Genomic DNA, 12,543 nt, shown 5'->3' on the forward strand with positions numbered 1-12,543 from the left:
TCGCCAACAACATGCGCTCCGGGACCCCACCTGGCCAGCCACGAACCTCGGGACACATCGTTCCATCCACGAGACGAAACGCCGGAGCGCCTTCAGCGTTTCGCGCGCTTGAGCGCCCCCTGGTGCGCGGGCCAGTGCTCGCGCAGGAACTCCACGAAGGCCATCACCTTGGGCACGTGGTGGCGCGTGGGCGGGTAGACGGCATGGACAGGCGCCCCCGCGGAGCTCCAGTCCGGCAGCACGCGCTGGAGCTTCCCGGTCTTCAGATCCTCCATGCAGTGCAGGCCCGGCAGCAGCGCGACGCCCGAGCCCGCGAGCGTCACCGCGTGCAGCATGTCCGGCTCGTTGACGGCCAGCCGCCCGACGACCTGGACCTCGACCGCCCGCCCGCCGGCGTGCAGCGTCCAGACGTTGCCCTCCAGCGCGGTGCCGAAGAAGAGGCAGTCGTGCTTCCCCAGGTCCGCCGGGGTGCGCGGCGCGCCCCGCGCCCGCAGGTACTCCGGCGAGGCCACGACCACGCGCTCGATGTCCCCCAGCCTGCGCGCCATCAGCGACGAGTCCGGCAGCCGTCCGGCCCGCACGGCCAGGTCGAAGCCCTCCTCCATCAGGTCCACCGCGCGGTCCGTGCACAGCAGCTCCAACTGGACGTCCGGGTACTGCTCCAGGAACCGCGCCACCAGCGGCGCGAGGAAGTTGACGGACAGCGGCGTCGTCACGCGCAGCAGGCCGCTGGGGCCCGCCTGCATGCGCGTCACCGCCAGCTCCGCGGCCTCCGCCTCCGCGACGATGCGCTCGCAGTGCGCGTAGTACGTCCGGCCCACCTCCGTGAGGTGCAGCGTGCGCGTCGTGCGCTGCAGCAGCTGCGCGCCCACGCGCTCCTCCAGCTCGGACACCTTCCGGCTCACGGTGGACTTGGGCATGCGCAGCGTGCGCGCCGCCGCCGTGAAGCTGCCCGCCTGCACCACCCGGGCGAAGACGAGGAGTTCGTTGAGGTCCATGGCCGGCCGTCCTGGTGCGGGAGAGGGGAGGGGGACTGTTCCAACCCTGGAACAGTCCATCCTGTTCGTCCCGTCTAATCCGGAACCGGGAAGGCCGCTACCTTGCGTCTCGTCGGAGCAAAAGCCCTCTCACGAAGCCCATTCACGACAAGGAAGACGACCATGGCCTCGACCCTCTGGAACATCGACACGACGCACACGGGCATCCACTTCAGCGTCCGCCACATGGTGGTGGCGAAGGTGCGCGGCAGCTTCACGAAGTTCGGCGGGACGCTGACGCTGGACGACGCGAACCCCGCGGGCTCCTCGGTCTCCGTCTCCATCGAGGCGGCGAGCATCACCACGGGCGTCGAGCAGCGCGACAACCACCTGCGCTCGCCGGACTTCTTCGACGTGGAGAAGTTCCCGGCCATCACCTTCCGGAGCACCCAGGTCGCGCCGGTGGGCAAGCACCTGAAGGTGACGGGGCAGCTGACCATCCGGGGCATCAGCCGCGAGGTGGTCCTCGACGCGGAGCAGCTGGGCATCGCCGTGGACCCCTGGGGCAACACCAAGGCCGCGTTCGAGGGGAAGACGACCATCAACCGCAGCGACTTCGGCCTGACGTGGAACCAGGCACTGGAGGCGGGCGGCGTGCTGGTGGGGGAGAAGATCGAGATCACGCTGGAGGTGCAGGCCGCCAAGGACCGCTCGGGTGAGAAGGCGGCCTGACCCCCTGGGCGCTATTCGACGGTGTAGGACGTGAGGACGAAGTGCACGTCGGCCTCCGCGCCCGAGCTGACCTGGGTGGTCGCCGGGCGCGCGAGGTCCGTGCTGAAGGTCACGCCCGCGACGGTCTCCAGGTCCACCTGGTAGGTGCCGGGCAGCAGGTACTTGAAGTCCGCCACGTAGCGGGTGCCGGAGGCGGCGGTGAAGGCGAGGGACTCGCGGCTGCCGTCCGCGTTGATGAGCACCGCCTTGAAGGTGCCCAGCTGCGGGAGGCCCAGGGGCAGCGACAGCCCGTCGCGTGCCTCCAGGCTGACCTCCACGTTGCCGGAGAACTGGAGGTCCGCGCCCTTGATGACGGGGCGCATGACCCACTTGCCGGAGCCGCCTGCCTCCTTGCCGAAGCTCTGCGCCACGTCGAAGTCCACCAGGATGACCTTCTGGTTGTCATCGCTGGTGATGGTGACGTCGGCGTCCTTGTCGAACTTCACCTTGAGGCCGGAGCTGCTGGCGCTGGGCATCTGCAGGTCGCCATCCACCTGCGCGCCCGCGGGCAGGCCCGCGTAGTCCCTGGACGTGGCGAAGATGCGGCTCGTTCCGTCCTGCTTCACCTGGATGTAGCCACCAGTGATGACGAAGCGCAGCTCCTTGTACGTGCCGGGGGGAACCTCCGCGTCCTTCACCAGGTCCGCGGTGTCGTTGGCCAGGGTGAGCAGGTCGGTGGTGACCGGCTCGCTCAGCAGCACGACGTCTCCCTTGCCGTCCTGCCCGTCCACGTGGCCCTTCAGGTACACCTTCGAGATGGTGACCACCGCCTTCTCGAACGTGTCCCCTGGGGCGTCGGTCAGCTTCAGCGTGACGTGGGCCTTGCCGCCATCGCCGCAGGCCGCGAGGAACAGGAGTCCTGTCACCAGGAACAGGGAGGAGGTCAGCTGACGCACGGTGCTCATGGGAGGGCCTCGGAGGTGGAAGGGGAGAACGCCCAGGAGACCCGTGCGGCCCCCCGCTGGCCACATCCATGGCGACGGCGGGCCGGGAGGGCCGTCCTGCCCGCCGCGACACGGGCTCAGCCGATGATGGGCCAGCACTGACCTTCAACGCACGACAGCCGGTTGCAGCAGGTCTCGGTGCCCTCGGAGAGGCACTCGCCGCCCTCGGGGATGCACTGGGGGCCCGCGTCGATGTCCGTCGGCGTTCCACCGTCCGTGCCGCCACCGGAGCCAGCGTCGGGCTCGCAGGTGCCGCCATCCGACGGCGTCTCGCCGCCGCTGTCACACGCGCCCAGCGTGTCGCCATGGCGGAGGTGCGCGGCCATCGCCGGAATGCCCACGGAGATCGAGTGCGCATTGAAGGGGTTGCCTGGGGGACGGTGGCAGAGGGTGACGTGTCCGACGCCCCCGGTGCCGGTGCCTCCGTCCGTCGCGGAGGACTCGCCGGCGGCGCTGCCCAGGTTGTCATCGCCCGCGCTGAGCGAGGGGTCGTCCGTCGGGGCGGGCCGGCCGCCACAGGCCGAGAGCATCAGCACCGTGCACAGCACCTTCCACGCCACGGACAAGGAAGTGGGCGCGTTTCGCATGGACATCCTCCTGTGAGGCGAGGGGGGGCTCCTCCTGGGAAGGGGGAGTGTCTCGCCGGCAGGAAGACCCCGCTCGAACCGGGGTGGCCACGCGGACCCGGGGACTACTGGCGGAAGTCCTCACAGGTGGGGAAGCGCGCAGGCTCAGGCAGACACTGTCCGTCCTGGCAGGTGAGGCCCTCCGCGCAATCAGGCAGGCCGGTGCCACACGTCGCCACGCAGGCCGTGCCGCCCCCTGGGAGGTCCCCGCAGTGCAGGGACGCTCCGCACTGCCAGTTCCCGGTGCAGGGCGCGCACTGGGGGCCGGGTCCCTCGCAGCGAGCGCCCCGGCAGACGAGCGGTGACGCGCACCCGGTGTCGTCCAGACATTCCACGCAGCGGCCATCCGACGCGCAATGGCTGCCATTGCCACAGCCCGTCACCGCGCAGCCTTGCTGGGCATAGGCCTCCCGTGGTGTCAGCTCCACGTGCAGCACCGTCTGCTTGCCCTGGCTCACGCAGCCCTGCGTGGATGCCGTGGCGAAGCCGCGCGCGGAGACGCTGACCTCATAGCAACCTTCCGGCAGTGGCCCCATTCGCTGGGGGGCCTTGTCATCGAGCCCCGATGCCCCGATGGGGGTGCCCGCCACCGACGCGGTGGCGCCCTGGATCTGGAGGCTGCCCCTCGCGTGGAGCTTGAGGAAGAAGGTGCCGGCGGGCGCGGGGGTGAGCGCCGCGACCTCCACGGACCGCCCCCCCTGCACGGTGAGGGGCACGCGCGCGGCCTTGTCGTGGGTGGCGACGATGAAGAGCTCCGCCGGGCCCGCGGGCGCGTCCTCCAGCGTGAAGCGTCCGTCAGCGTCCACGCCGGTGCGCACGCCCGGGGTTCCCACCACGGACACCAGCGCGACGGCGGGGTCGAACTCCGTGAGCTGTCCGTGCACGGTGCCCGTGCGGAAGGGGTCGTTGTCCAGGCTGCCGCACGCGCCCAGGCACAGGCTGGCGCCGAGCAACGACAGGAGCAGGAGCAGGCGTTCGTGGCGCATCAGAAGCGGTACCCCACGCCGGCGTTTCCGCCGACGAAGCCCACGGCCTGTCCCTGTCCGTCCGTCACCACGTACGTCAGCATCCCGTGCCCCTGGGCCGTGAGCTCCAGCCGCTCGCCCAGGCGCAGGACCAGTCCGCCCACCACACCGGGGCTGACGGTGAAGTAGCGCTGGCCTCCGGAGAAGGCCTCCACGTCAAAGGACCTGCCCAGATACAACGCGGCCACACGCGGTCCCGCGAAGAGCGTCAAACGCTCCCAGCGCCACAGGTAGGGCACCGCCGCGCCCACCGTGAGCGACGTGTAGCCGAAGGGGACCTCGCTGCCCGGCGCCACCTGGAGCGTGCGCCGTCCCCGGCTCAAGCCCACGTCCAACAGCAGGCCCAGGTCCTGGAGTGGCAGGTCCTCCAGGCGCAGCACGACGCCCACCTGGGGCGCCGCTGGCAGGAGCTCGCGCCGGCTCTTGCCGTCCGCGAAGGACATCATGCCTCCCACGAGCGACAGCGCGCGGCGGGGGATGGCGTCCGACAGCAGGCGCTCCAAGGGCAGACGCTCGCCTCGGGCCACGTCGACCTCGCGCCGCACGAGGACCGCATCCCCCTTGGTGAGCTCCACCGTGCGCCGGCCCGGGCCCACCGCGGCGCCACCGGGCAGCTCGAGCCGCGGCTCCCCGTCCACCTTGAGCGTGAAGCCGTCCAGGCGGGGGCTGTAGGAGAAGAGCTCCGGCTGGCCGGTCCGGTCGATGCGGCCGGCGAGGATGACGGGATCCGCGCCCACTTCGACGATCTCCGCGGACGGGCGCTGCCGGCCTTCCGTGAAGGCGAAGGTGCGGCGGCGTGAATAGTCGTGGGCTTCCGTGGCGGTGACGGCCCCGTCGCCGTTGCGGTCGGCCGCGCCTCCCAGGCCCTCGATGAGGAAGTACGTGTAGATGTCGTTGCGCAGGCTGGCGTCCTCTCGCGCCGTCTCGCCCCAATCGCTGGCGGCGAACACCATGGAGGCCCGGGACGACTCCTCCAGGGGCCGCGCGTAGAAGCCGGACTTGATGCCCGCCAGGTCCTCTTCCACCTCGCGGGGGAGCAGGGACTTGCCGCTGCCACTGTGGCAGGTGGCGAGCACCAGCAGCCGGCGCCGGCTGGGCAGCTGTTCAAACTCCGCCTTCAGCGCGTCCATGGAGAGCGCCGTCTGGGGAATGGCGCGGTAGGCCGCGTCGTGGGTGACCAGGTAGCGCGTCAGCATGCCCCGGCCGTCGCGCGCGAGCGTGCCGTGCGCGGACAGGTACACCATCACCACGTCGTCGGGCCGGGTGGCCTCCCGCTTGAGCTGCCGCAGCGCCGCGAGAATGGCCTCCTTCGTCGTCTCCTCCGGGCGCGTGAGGACTCGCACCTGATCGAAGTGGCCGCGCGAGGGATCCTTCAGCGCCGCCGCCAGGTCCGTGGCGTCCTTGCTGGAGAAGCGCAGGGCACGCCACTGGGGATCCTCGAACGAGGAGATGCCCACGAGCAGCGCGAGCCGCCGGGGCGTGTAGGCGCGCGACAGGTCCGCCGCGTCGAGCCGCAGCGGGACGAGCCCTCCCTTGCCCCCTGGCGCGGCGGAGGGGCCCGCGCAGGCGCAGAGCAAGGCGAGAAGGAGGGGGAGGAGGGGCCTCACGGCGCCCGAGTCTGGCCGGATTGGACCCGCACGTCGAACCGCGCCACGGTCCCCGGGCGCGCATCCGGGGCCACGCCCGCCTCCAGGGCGGCGAGCGCGTCCTCCTCCGACGCGGCTTCTCCCGGAGCGAAGGCGACCAGCATCAACGACAGCGGGCCCTCGTCCGCCTCCAGGCTCACGCCGGTGAGCCCCTCGGGGCCTTCCAGGTCGTGCGTTCCGGCCTCCAGGGGGAAGCGGCCCAGCAGCTCCGCGGGCTGGTGCTCGCGCTGCTGGTAGAGCAGCGCGGTGCCGGACTCGGTGGCGTGGTAGCGCAGGAGCAGCACCTCGTCCCTCGCGACGACGGCTCCCGCGTCCAGCCGGCGCAGGCCGCCGTCCAGGCTCCTGGCGACCACGGCCAGCTCCAGGGAGATGCGGCCCGTGCCCTTCTCACCGATTCCTTGCACGCCGGGCGTGGGGGCCTGCTCGCCTGGACTCAGCACCACCATCAACACCGACGCCGCGACCGCGCCGGCCATCCACCCCCAGTAGCGCGCGGGCGGCGCCGCGAAGCGCCGGGTCCGGGGCGCCGCCAGCGGAGGCACCCAGGGGGGGACGCCCACGGTGGACTCTGACGGAGGCGCGAGTCCCAGGAGCAGCGCATCCGTGTGTCCATCGAGCGGGTCCACGTGCGTGGCGAGGAAGGCCTCGCAGACCTCGCAGGGGGAGGCCAGGTGCCGGGCGAAGTAGGTCCGGGTCGTGGGCTCGTCATTCGCGAGGTCTCGCATCGCGGAGGCATCCAGGTGTTCCATGGCTCACTCCCACCGTCCGGCGAGCACCCGTTGGAGGAGCTCCCGCTTGATGCGTCCTCGAAACCGCTCCAGCCGCATGGTGACCGTGCTCTTTCCCACCCCGAGCTGGTGGGCGATCTCCCGGGCCGTGAGCTGTCCCTCGATGTAGAAGAGCTGCACCGTCTTCTTCTCCTCGCCCTCGGGCAGCTCCGCGATGAGCTGTCGCACCACCGCGATGTCCCGCTCCACCTGGAGTGCTGGCGGCATGGGCGGCACCGTTTCCGGAGCCGGGTCCGGCAGGTCCTCTTCCAACCGTCTCAGGAGGGTGCGCCGCTCCAGCCGCGTGCGCGCCCGGTTGCGTGCGATGGTCAGCAGCCACGGGGTGAAGGCGCCAGCCTCCTTCAGCCGGGGCAGCCCCCGGAATGCCCGCACGTACGACTCCTGGAGGACGTCCTCGACCTCATCGGCATCCAATGTGCCGAAACCCGCCACCAGCCGTGCCACCAGGGGGCGTGTGCGCCGGTAGAGCTCGTTGAAGGCGGACGTCTCCCCTCGCGTCGCACGCAGAACCACGTCCGCCACCGCGTCCGTTTCACCCACCTGCGCAGAAGACCTCCCATGGGGTGAAGCGGCCACGGGGATCATTTCTTTCGCGGCACCGGGGGCTGTCGCGAGCCGTCCGCGGCCGGATGCAAGGAGCCCCCGGACGCCGCGGTCCAGGGGCTTCTTCGCCCCCAAGGGCCGCGGCGCTCAGCCCGCGAGCCTCGCCTTGAGCGTGATGTTCACGCCAGCGAGCGCCTTGGAGACCGGGCACCCCTTCCGGGTCTCCTCCGCGATCTTCTGGAACTGGGCGTCATGGGCGCCGGGGACGGTGGCCTCGGTGCTCAGCGCGATGGTGGTGATGGCGAAGCCGTCCCCCTGCTTGTCCAACTGCACGTCCGCGTTGGTCTGGATTCGCGTGGGCTTGAGGCCCGCCTTCTCCAGCCCCAGAGACAAAGCCATGGAGAAGCATCCCGAGAGCGCCGCGCCGATGAGCTCCTCCGGGTTGCTCCCTGGCTGCCCCTCGAAGCGGGTGCCGAGCGAGAAGGGGACCTCCGCGGCGTGGCCCGGCTTCATCACCCCCTTGCCGTCCTTCAGGCCCCCAGTCCACTGCGCACCGCCCTTGCTGATTCCCATGGCGTTCGTCTCCTTTCAATTCAATCAGAACACGGCGTGCCGCCGTGGCGGCTCTTGTATGGAAAATTCCATTGGGTTTGACGGAGATGACAGTCATTGCCTGGGGTTCCGTTCTCTGTCTGACTTGGCGCCGCGAGGCATCTCCGCCTCCGTCACCTGGAGCACCCTGCATGCGAAACATCCTCCGTGTGTTGGTCGTGACCGGCTTCTCCGTGGGCGTCCTCTCTGCCTGTGGGCCGGCGGCGGAGCCGGACGGGGCCGAGTCCTCGCAGGTGGAGCAAGGCATTGGCTCCACGCCGAACTGTGGCCTTGGCAGCTCGCTGGCGGAGAAGACGGAGTGGAAGACGACCTGCGGCGCCTGTAGCGAGGTGGGCGGGGATGGCAGCTGGCACAACGGCGACCATGGCCGGGGCGGCAGCCTCTACCAGACGTGCTGCGGCGCCAGCGGCTGCGGGGCGTGGAAGCTCATCCGCCCCGTCTGCACCACCTGCTAGGGAGGCCTCCAGGAGTTCTCCAACCGCCACCGGACCCGCGTCGCCCGCACGGAGACTCGTGTGGGCGACCGCGGGTTTGTCACCGGGACGGAGTTACGGCGTCTCCGCGGGATTCACCCTCAGCTCGAAGAAGTGGGTGATGAAGCTGTGAGTCCCGCCAAAGGACTGAGGGTCCGGCAGGTAGCGCGGCGGCGTCCAGGGCGACAGCTCCACCCCTACAAGGCCCGAGCCCTCGTTCACTCCGTGGAAGGTGAACTCCAGCTCCCCCGAGGTCCGTGGCTCGAGCGTCATGCGTCGTTCAAACGTGGAGTCGAGCCCCGGGACAGGTGTGAGCTGAATCGCTTCTCCATTCAGGCGCACGCTGATGGTCACCAGCCCCGACTCCATCGGCCGCCCTCCCACTGAAAGCAAGAGGCCGGCCCCGAGGGCGCCGACATTCTCGAAGCGCTGCTTCCAGGTCACCGAAGAGGACACGGCCATCCCCAGCTCGGTTTTTCCCGTGAGCTTCTCTTCGGGGTTGGCCACGGCCCATTCGAGGCGGGGGCGCGTACGCCCCTCATCCCAGAGCGGCGCCCCCTTCTTCTGGGGCTTTTCGAAGAGCAGCAGCTCCAGGGGCTTGCCGGCCTCGCAGCGCACCTGCGCCAGCTTGCCGTACTCGAAATGGTCGGGGGCGATCCACACCCGGCCGGGGGCGGCGGTCGCGGTGGCGAAACGGAACGCATCCTCCAGCGGGACCGAAGTGATCTCCGCGAACGAGGATTCGTCCGAGAGCTCGAGGCGGCCCAGCGCGCACTTCATGATCACCAGGGCCGAGTCGGCGTCCGCGAGCGCGAGTCCACACACGGCGCCCGTGCCCTCGGTGTAGAACTCCGTCAACAGGGCGCCTTTGTCCGAGTAGTGGGCCAGGGTGGAGGCGTGGCCGCTCTGGGTGATGGCGACCAGCACCCCCTGCTGGGTGGGCACCGCGAACCATTGCTCCTCGCGGGTCGAGGGCTCCCACTGCAGCACGAAGTCCACCTTGGGGGAGCCGGGGCGAATCACCGCGATCCGTCCCGCGCCCGGGTCCACCGCCACCACGCCATGCAGATGGCTGGAGAGCAGGACGCCCGAAGGTGCCCCTCGCTCGGCTTCCTCGGACGCGGCCAACTGATGTGGCTCCGCGATGACAGGCTCGGGCAAGGGTAGCGTCCGCCAGTCCTCGCCTGACAAGTCACTCCAGAGGATTCGGCTCAGGCTGGCGCGTCCGTCGACCTGACAGCCGATGAGCCGCGCTCCGTCGCAGACCAGGTCCGCCAACTCCACGTTCAACGGCTTGCAGGGCGTATCGGGTCCCTCGGCCAGGGTGAAGATTCGAGGGGGCGAACGCTCCGGGCCAAAGGTCTCCACCTCCCGCTGTGCTCCGCGGCCCATCCAGATCCGCTGGGCCTCCGGGGCGACGGCCAGGACGCAGTTCGACAGTCGATTGAACTCCACGTCTCCCTCGACCCTGCGATGCAGGCCTTGAGAGCCTTTGTAGACTTCCAACTGGGTGAGGGAGGCGACCCAGAGTTCCTCGGGGGTCGCGAAGAGGCGCAGCATCGGTTTCGTGGTCATGACGTGTTCTCCGTTTCCCGGTGCTGCCCTCAACCGATGAAGACCTGCAAGGTCTCCCATTCCTTCGAGGTGATGCCGCCCGCGACGGCCAGGGCCATCACTCCCGCCTTGACGAAGCCGCCTCCAGCGCCTCGTCCGTGGAAGGTGAGCTGAAGCTCGTGTTCACCTTGAGGCTCCAACGGCAGCATGCATTGGGTCTGGCCTCCTGCGAGCGGGCCGACGTGTATGGGATACTCCGTCCCATCCAGCGTCAGGCGGACCGCGAGCAGCCGCGTCGCGAGAACGTCGCCGTTCAGCGCGACAATCACCCCGGCTCCAGGTCCCCCCATGTTCTTGATGCGCCGGGTCCAGGTGGCCGCTTGAGACAGGGGAACCCGCACCACGGCGTTCGCGGCCGTGCTCCACTCCAACCGAGGGGCGGCGGTCTCCTCGCCGACGGAAGGGGGCGCCTCGGCCTCCTCTTCCTCCGCGTTGACCGGAGCCGGAACGGGGACGCCGTGCCACTCCAGGTGAAGCGTCTCCAGCTCGCTCGTGAGGATGTCCGCCTGACCGCGCCTCTGGCCCCTCCAGAGGGCGTCCCCGAAGCAATGGGCCCCCCACCTGAAGGCGAGGATAAGCCACTCCGTCGTGGCTTGCCGTTCCTCCACGGGGAGGGCCCGCCACTGGTCGAGCAGGCCGTCGAGCAGCTCCTCGAAGTCCTTGTGGTAGAAATCGTAGAAGAGAAGCGCCCGGAGGCGCTTCAGGTAGGGCGGGCGGTCCTCGGGGAAGTCCAGGCCCAGGTTCTCAGCGAGGTTCTCCAGCAGGCACACCGCCGAGTCGAACTCCTGTTCCTGCTGCTGCCGCGCGACTCTCTGGCGAAAGTCCTCCGCGGTGACGAGCGTCATGTCCTCCAGCAACTCGAAGTCGAGCCGACCCAGGTCTGACTTGAATCGGGGCGCGTTCTCCGCGATGGCGCTCACCGTTCCGGAGACAAAAGCCCTGAAGCGCTCCTCGTCGATGTCCAGGGTCTTCAATGGAATGAAGGACTCCGATGTGGAGCTCCCCATGCCCTCGCTGTAGCGCAGCGAGAAGACCAGCTGGTGGGGGTTTTTCTCTTTGACCTGGAAGGCGAAGCTGACGTTGGTGAACGCCTCCTCATTGGCGTTGATTCGCTGCTCGAACGCCTCGTTGAGCAGCTCAATGTGCCTGGAGATCCGTGTCTGAGACATGGCGCCCAGCGTAGCGCCAGCGTCATGGTTGTGAAGACTTTGTTGCTGTGAGTGCGTGGCGTCATTGCGCGGGGGCCGCCGGTGCCATCGGGGTGTGCACGTGTTCGGGGCGGACCCCCATTCCGACGAGGCGCGCGGGGATGCGGCGCAGGGCGGGGACGTGCTCCAGCAGCCACAGGGGCAGGGGCAGTCGCGAGAGAGGGGAGGGGTTTCGGAGCACCGGGCCCAGCACGCGGTCCTGGATGAGCACCTGCGCTCGCTGCGTCACCCGGGTGGGGAACTCGCGGCGCTGCTGGACGCGGTGGAGGTCCTGGGGCGTCACGTGCCGGGCGAGCAGGGGGCCCGCGAGCAGGTTCGCGGCGGCCACGGCGTCCTGCACCGCGAGGTTGATGCCCACGCCTCCCACGGGAGACATCGCGTGCGCGGCGTCTCCAATGCACAGCAATCCAGGCTGATACCAGGTGCGCAGGCGATCCACCCGGACGGTGAGCAGCTTCACGTCATCCCAGCTTCGGATCTCCTGGCGGCGGTCCGCGAGGAACGGCGTCAGCTTCGCGAAGTCGTCCCGGAAGGACTCCAGGCCCTGCCGCTGGAGGTGCTCGAAGCCGCCCTTGGCGATGATCCGGCCGCACTGCCATTGGTCGCCCCGGTTGATGAGGATGAAGAGCTGTCCGCGCTCGAAGCGGCCCATGGGATCCACGGGGTCGTCGGGCTTGCGTGTCACCCGGAACCAGAGCACGTCCATGGGGGCGCCCAGGTTCTCCACCTCCAGGCCCGACTGCTGTCGCACCGTGGACGTCCGACCGTCCGCCGCCACCACCAGGGAGGCGCGCACCTGGAGGATGCCCTCCGGCGTCAGGGCGCGGACCCCGACGACCTGGCCCCGCTCACGCACCACGTCCGTCACCGCCGTGCGGCGGAGCAGGTGGAAGCCCGGGTAGGCCGCGGCCTTGCGCGCGAGGAAGTCGAGCAGGTCCCACTGCGGCATGATCGCGATGAAGCGCGCGTGGGTCGGCAGGTGGCGGAAGTCGCCCACGGCGACGCTGTGCGCGCCGCTCTGAAAGCGCAAGAGCGGGACCTTCGTGTGGGGCAGGGCGAGCAGCTCGTCCATCCATCCCAGCTCGTGCATCAGCTCCAGCGTGGAGGGGTGGATGGTGTCGCCCCGGAAGTCGCGAAGGAAGTCCGCGTGCTTCTCCAACACCATCACGTCCACGCCGGCCCGCGCGAGGAGCAGCCCCATCATCATTCCCGCCGGGCCTCCTCCCACGATGCAGCACTGCGTGGTGCGCGTCTCGTCGGCCATGGTGCTGCCCCCCCTGCCCGCGGTTCGTCGGGCGTGAGCAGCCTAAACACGC

The 12,543-nt window shown here is 69.8% G+C and carries 13 protein-coding genes; 2 read left to right on the plus strand and 11 right to left on the minus strand.

The window, feature by feature from the left end; genetic code table 11:
- Nucleotides 1–92: 92 nt before the first annotated feature.
- Nucleotides 93–998: a LysR family transcriptional regulator gene (locus GTY96_RS17805; protein ID WP_161665331.1), complete on the minus strand. Its 906-nt coding sequence runs from the start codon at nucleotides 996–998 to the stop codon at nucleotides 93–95.
- A gap of 162 nt (nucleotides 999–1,160) precedes the next feature.
- Here GTY96_RS17805 and GTY96_RS17810 point away from each other — a divergent pair, with 162 nt between their 5' ends.
- A complete protein-coding gene (locus GTY96_RS17810; RefSeq protein ID WP_143901679.1) occupies nucleotides 1,161–1,709 on the plus strand; it encodes a YceI family protein in 549 nt (182 codons plus the stop codon).
- An 11-nt stretch (nucleotides 1,710–1,720) separates the two neighbouring features.
- Here the strand turns inward: GTY96_RS17810 and GTY96_RS17815 are convergent, their stop codons facing one another.
- From GTY96_RS17815 to GTY96_RS17845, 7 genes are all read right to left on the minus strand, one after another.
- Nucleotides 1,721–2,653, minus strand: coding sequence for a DUF4382 domain-containing protein (locus GTY96_RS17815; protein ID WP_161665332.1), 933 nt, complete (start codon nucleotides 2,651–2,653; stop codon nucleotides 1,721–1,723).
- Between the two features lie 116 nt (nucleotides 2,654–2,769).
- The gene (locus tag GTY96_RS17820) at nucleotides 2,770–3,279 is read right to left on the minus strand and encodes a hypothetical protein (protein WP_143901676.1); all 510 of its coding nucleotides are present in this window, start codon (nucleotides 3,277–3,279) and stop codon (nucleotides 2,770–2,772) included.
- Nucleotides 3,280–3,383: 104 nt separating this feature from the next.
- A complete protein-coding gene (locus GTY96_RS17825) occupies nucleotides 3,384–4,304 on the minus strand; it encodes a peptidase associated/transthyretin-like domain-containing protein (protein ID WP_143901674.1) in 921 nt (306 codons plus the stop codon).
- Nucleotides 4,304–5,950, minus strand: a complete 1,647-nt coding sequence (locus GTY96_RS17830; protein ID WP_161665333.1) for a caspase family protein — start codon at nucleotides 5,948–5,950, stop codon at nucleotides 4,304–4,306. Before GTY96_RS17830 ends, GTY96_RS17825 begins: the two co-directional genes overlap by 1 nt.
- A complete protein-coding gene (locus tag GTY96_RS17835) occupies nucleotides 5,947–6,738 on the minus strand; it encodes a hypothetical protein (protein ID WP_143901670.1) in 792 nt (263 codons plus the stop codon). Before GTY96_RS17835 ends, GTY96_RS17830 begins: the two co-directional genes overlap by 4 nt.
- Nucleotides 6,739–6,741: 3 nt before the next feature.
- Nucleotides 6,742–7,362 carry an RNA polymerase sigma factor gene (locus tag GTY96_RS17840; protein ID WP_143901669.1) on the minus strand — a complete coding sequence of 207 codons (621 nt, stop codon included), beginning with the start codon at nucleotides 7,360–7,362 and terminating at the stop codon, nucleotides 6,742–6,744.
- Between the two features lie 105 nt (nucleotides 7,363–7,467).
- On the minus strand, nucleotides 7,468–7,893 hold the full coding sequence (locus GTY96_RS17845; protein ID WP_143901667.1) for an OsmC family protein: 426 nt from the start codon (nucleotides 7,891–7,893) through the stop codon (nucleotides 7,468–7,470).
- 170 nt (nucleotides 7,894–8,063) lie between these two features.
- On the opposite strand from GTY96_RS17845, the gene GTY96_RS17850 reads away from it, so the two are divergent.
- Nucleotides 8,064–8,387 carry a hypothetical protein gene (locus GTY96_RS17850; protein ID WP_161665334.1) on the plus strand — a complete coding sequence of 108 codons (324 nt, stop codon included), beginning with the start codon at nucleotides 8,064–8,066 and terminating at the stop codon, nucleotides 8,385–8,387.
- Nucleotides 8,388–8,480: 93 nt separating this feature from the next.
- Here the strand turns inward: GTY96_RS17850 and GTY96_RS17855 are convergent, their stop codons facing one another.
- The 3 genes from GTY96_RS17855 to GTY96_RS17865 form a co-directional block, all read right to left on the minus strand.
- The gene (locus tag GTY96_RS17855; RefSeq protein ID WP_161665335.1) at nucleotides 8,481–9,980 is read right to left on the minus strand and encodes a hypothetical protein; all 1,500 of its coding nucleotides are present in this window, start codon (nucleotides 9,978–9,980) and stop codon (nucleotides 8,481–8,483) included.
- Between the two features lie 29 nt (nucleotides 9,981–10,009).
- A complete protein-coding gene (locus GTY96_RS17860; RefSeq protein ID WP_161665336.1) occupies nucleotides 10,010–11,188 on the minus strand; it encodes a hypothetical protein in 1,179 nt (392 codons plus the stop codon).
- Between the two features lie 61 nt (nucleotides 11,189–11,249).
- Nucleotides 11,250–12,491 carry an FAD-dependent oxidoreductase gene (locus GTY96_RS17865; RefSeq protein ID WP_161665337.1) on the minus strand — a complete coding sequence of 414 codons (1,242 nt, stop codon included), beginning with the start codon at nucleotides 12,489–12,491 and terminating at the stop codon, nucleotides 11,250–11,252.
- Nucleotides 12,492–12,543: the final 52 nt, after the last annotated feature.

Origin of the sequence: Corallococcus silvisoli, assembly GCF_009909145.1 — a bacterium.
GTDB classification, from domain to species: Bacteria; Myxococcota; Myxococcia; order Myxococcales; family Myxococcaceae; genus Corallococcus; species Corallococcus silvisoli.

Bases quoted from the DNA above. Each gene is read 5' to 3' on its own strand.
- GTY96_RS17855 (WP_161665335.1), bottom strand. From the start codon at position 9,980: ATGACCACGAAACCGATGCTGCGCCTCTTCGCGACCCCCGAGGAACTC.
- GTY96_RS17835 (WP_143901670.1), bottom strand. From the start codon at position 6,738: ATGGAACACCTGGATGCCTCCGCGATGCGAGACCTCGCGAATGACGAG.
- GTY96_RS17840 (WP_143901669.1), bottom strand. From the start codon at position 7,362: ATGATCCCCGTGGCCGCTTCACCCCATGGGAGGTCTTCTGCGCAGGTG.
- GTY96_RS17820 (WP_143901676.1), bottom strand. From the start codon at position 3,279: ATGCGAAACGCGCCCACTTCCTTGTCCGTGGCGTGGAAGGTGCTGTGC.
- GTY96_RS17865 (WP_161665337.1), bottom strand. From the start codon at position 12,491: ATGGCCGACGAGACGCGCACCACGCAGTGCTGCATCGTGGGAGGAGGC.
- GTY96_RS17805 (WP_161665331.1), bottom strand. From the start codon at position 998: ATGGACCTCAACGAACTCCTCGTCTTCGCCCGGGTGGTGCAGGCGGGC.
- GTY96_RS17825 (WP_143901674.1), bottom strand. From the start codon at position 4,304: ATGCGCCACGAACGCCTGCTCCTGCTCCTGTCGTTGCTCGGCGCCAGC.
- GTY96_RS17810 (WP_143901679.1), top strand. From the start codon at position 1,161: ATGGCCTCGACCCTCTGGAACATCGACACGACGCACACGGGCATCCAC.
- GTY96_RS17815 (WP_161665332.1), bottom strand. From the start codon at position 2,653: ATGAGCACCGTGCGTCAGCTGACCTCCTCCCTGTTCCTGGTGACAGGA.
- GTY96_RS17850 (WP_161665334.1), top strand. From the start codon at position 8,064: ATGCGAAACATCCTCCGTGTGTTGGTCGTGACCGGCTTCTCCGTGGGC.
- GTY96_RS17860 (WP_161665336.1), bottom strand. From the start codon at position 11,188: ATGTCTCAGACACGGATCTCCAGGCACATTGAGCTGCTCAACGAGGCG.
- GTY96_RS17845 (WP_143901667.1), bottom strand. From the start codon at position 7,893: ATGGGAATCAGCAAGGGCGGTGCGCAGTGGACTGGGGGCCTGAAGGAC.